A 3838-nucleotide genomic window follows, 5' to 3' on the forward strand; every position below is an offset into this window, starting at 1 on the left:
GACGTGATGTCGGGGCCCTCCAGCGCCGTGCCGGAGATCGTCCGGTAGCCGACCGTCACCTCCGCCGGCGCCGGCCCCGACAGCGTCAGGACGAACTGGATGCCATCCGCTTCAACGCCGTCAATTACTTCAAAAGAAATTTCCGGTTCCATGAAAATTCTCCGTTCAGATAATACTGAAGTGCGTTGCCTTTACCTCTTCCGAGGTGGTGCCTGCGAACCCAAAAAAAGGATCCAACTAAAACTTCCATGACGTGCGTCAAAAAACCGATGATTGCCGCACAACTTTTTATTGTATACTTCGTACCGTGACTGATCACTGATCGCGGATCGGGATGGAGCACGCCTATTTAAGCGCGTGCTTACACTGAAGGTATCGCCTGAATCTTGTACTGAAAGATCCCCTCACGTGTTAACCTTTGTTAACAAACTTCGTGGATCACGCTCTCTCAAGTCAAGTTGTTTTTTTGCCGTACTTCTGCAAAGTTCTAAATTTTGTTCTACCTCATTGATTTATTATCAAATATGGAAATCCCATCATACAATGCCATCCGAGAGTTGGCGCGCAAAACTGCAATCTAAAGTGGTTTTGTGCCAGCAGGTGGCGTGAAAGTCTGTTGAGTCCCTGTTAAACCATTTTGGCTTCTTCGCGGATTGTGCGGGTTTGCAGGTCCCGGTTCAGGTCGCGACCACACGAGATGTTATGTCGTAGGGCGATGCGGGGAGGTGCTTGAGCCGGCCGGCGACGAGGTACGCCAGGTTGATTAAGTTCCGTGTCGTGGGATAGCCGCGGGCCCGGGCCTTGACCGCCTGGATCGTGCCGTTGATGGCTTCGACAGCGCCATTGGTTGGCCGGCTGTCGAACCTTTTCAGGATCCTGTCCCAGTGCGCTTGAAGCGTTCTGGCGAGCTTGCGGCACGGTGCCTCGTGGGATCGCTTCGCCCATGTGAGCCGCGCGGTCAGGAGCTCCGCCACCTCGGCCTTGCTGTCGAACTGGGGCGAAGAGGTCCTGCAACTCTTCCTTCATCAGCGTTGAACGTCACCCCCGAGCGCGTGTCCGCCGCGCCGAGGGATTCGTCGCGGGCGGTATGAAGCGTGGAGGCGGCCCGGGCGACGCCGACCACGCGCTCTTGCAGGTGATCGCCATTCGCAAGCGTCTGGAACTCATCTGCTGCGTCGATGAAGGCGTACCCGCAGCGAACAGTCGAAAGGTCCGCCCTGCCGACGTCCTACGTTCGAAAATGCTTCACGATGCACGAATGGCCGGTTTGGTGACGTTGCAGCGCGGCATCGGTCACACCGATGAACGGCCGTTGTGGGCCGAAAGCACCGGGCAGCGCGTCAGATTTACCGATGCCCGATCCAGCCGCGATCATCGGTGAAGGCGCGCGCGTCGGAGATTTGCGTGGGGTCATAGCCGTCTGGCAAACTGTCCAGAAGTTCAAGCGGCCGGAGTGATGCCGCAAAGAGGATATTGGTTCGCCCTCGCGCGTTCACGCCACCCTGAACGGCCCTGACATGCGGATAAAGCTCGCGCAGGATCGCGTGGACGCCGCGCGCGAGGGGGCCGTCGGGGGTATCCAGAAGGTTCACATAGACGGGCCCATCGGTGACCTCCCGCAGGCGGGCGAAGGTCTCGCGCGTGACCAGATGCGCCGGAACCGAGCCGGAAGAGAACGCATCCATCACGGCGGCATCAAACCGTTGATCCATTTCGTTCAGGAAGACCCGCCCGTCCGCATGAACGATGCCGAGCCGACCGTCGGCGCCTTCATCTTCGGACGGGTGATAGCCGGTCTGCGCGATCATGTCCGCGGCGCCCGGCATGTGCTTGCGCACCACCTTCGTCACCAGAGGGTCGATCTCGACGGCCACCGCCCGGGCCTCGGGCCGCGAGGCGAGCAGCTTTGTCGGCAGCGTGTACCCGCCGCCGCCGACGAACAGAACCGAGGCCTTGGGTCCCAGATCGCAGTCCAGCCGTGCCCAGAGCCACTGGGTATAGCTCAAGACAAGCGCGACCGTCCGACCGTCGGCCTCGGCCGCCATGACCCGCTCGGCGGCTTGCACTGTCCCGTCCGAGACGAGCCGCACCTCCGCGCCCCGCTGGACGACATGCAGGCAGGACAGGCCGGATTCGTACTGGCAGGCCGGAGATCCGGCGAGGCCCGCAAAGGCAACGAACCCCGCGGCCGCGAGGGTCACGCCGGGGTTCCCCTTATGGCCGCCGCGTATGAGGGGCAGGCAGAGCAGCGCCACGGCCCCGCAGGCCGCGAAGGTCGCCGTCGAGCCGATCAGCGGCAGGGTCACGAACCCGGCGAGGATCGCCCCGAAGATCGCCCCGACCGACCCCGCAGCCAGCACGAAGCCCAGCGACGATCCCTCCCGGCCCGGCCGCGCCTCGATCGCGAGTTTCGCAAGCAGCGGCGATGGCAGGGTCACACAGACGGACGCCGGAAAGAACACGAGGATCACGCTGAGCATCATGCCACCCGTGCCGCGCGCGCCCCAGGCGTGCACGAGGCCGAGCAGGGTGGGCGACACGGCCATCAGGACCGCCGTCGCGACAAGCGCGCCGCGGACGGTGCGCAGGGCTGCGGCGCGCGGTCGTTCCGCCACGATCCCCCCGATGGCGCTGCCCAGGGAAAACCCGCCCAGAACCGTCGCGATCACGGTCGTCCAGGTCAGCAGCGAGGTGCCAAAGAAGGGCGCGAGCACGCGGCCCGCGGCGATCTCGTAGGTCAACCCCACGGCCGACAGCACGAGGATGAGGGCGATGGTGACCGAAAAGCGGATGGTAGTCTCCTTGTCGTTTCAGGGGCAGCAGAACTGTACTGCCCCGGCACGGCCCCACGAAGTAGCAGGCTTTTCGCACAAATCATGTTTTCCGGAAACGGGAGGACCGAGAGGTTTTTCCAGCGCGCAGATGGGCATGGCGCCTACCTGCAAGGTCTCGTCACGAATGAGAAGCTCTCAGGGGGCAGGTCGGGCGGAATAGAAAAACGCCGTGTTCTCTGGCAACGTTTCCGCGGTGTGTGCGCCCATCCAGCGCAGAAGATCGCGTGCGCAACGAATGTCAGAAAAACAGGCTACGACTGCAGCACCTTGAAGGCGGGATCAAGGTTCGGTCCGGACAGTCCACGTGGAGCCCGCATGAGCTGCAACGACGAAACTCTCGATCATCACTGTGGGTAGTTTGGGCTCAGAGAGGACATCGCGCTCCGGGCCTTGGCATCAAACATCTGCACAACGAAATGCAAAGGGCTGGGCCCTGATCTTCCCTTCAAATTCTTGTTCCGCCCACCTTCTCTTGTGCACACACTGGAATGTTGAGCGTTTGCCCCGGTGGGAGCGGCGGTTGTCGGCGGTTGAAGCGGCACACGGAAATTGTTGAGACTGGATGTGTTCCACCCCATGCGGATAGAAAGGTCCCGTTCTCAATTGGCGCGGAAATTTGTAGAGAATACAGTATTTTGCGGCGGTGAGAGGCGTGAGGAGTGCCTCACTTGGCGGAAGGGATCTGCGGATCCGCCACGCGGACGCATATCGTGCGGAGATTCCGCAGCTATGGCTTCAGCGTCTTGCCCGGCGTCTCCAGGGCCAGATCCACCATTTTCCGTGTGTCGTTGGCAGTGCTGTTGCCCCGGGTCGCGGCGAGCACCGCATCTTCCGCCATATTGTCAGCAAGGACTTCTCAAGGCGAGGATGCGGCGCGTGGCGCTACAGCCGCAAGGTCTTTGGGTCTGACCTGTGAATCGGCATGCAAAAGTGACCCACCTGGGTGGGTTATGATCATCTAAAACTGACCCACCTGCCACGTTAGCATCCGTGCGTTCATGCAC

General features: G+C 61.6%; 2 protein-coding genes. Both read right to left on the reverse strand.

The features are described 5' to 3' along the window. Positions 1-677 precede the first annotated feature (677 nt). A complete protein-coding gene (locus V8324_RS21275) occupies positions 678-974 on the reverse strand; it encodes a transposase (RefSeq protein ID WP_336421896.1) in 297 nt (98 codons plus the stop codon). A 372-nt stretch (positions 975-1346) separates the two neighbouring features. Next, the gene (locus tag V8324_RS21280; RefSeq protein WP_336421897.1) at positions 1347-2747 is read right to left on the reverse strand and encodes a fused MFS/spermidine synthase; all 1401 of its coding nucleotides are present in this window, start codon (positions 2745-2747) and stop codon (positions 1347-1349) included. Positions 2748-3838 lie beyond the last annotated feature (1091 nt).

This window comes from Roseovarius sp. D22-M7, from assembly GCF_037083785.1.
Lineage (GTDB): Bacteria > Pseudomonadota > Alphaproteobacteria > Rhodobacterales > Rhodobacteraceae > Roseovarius.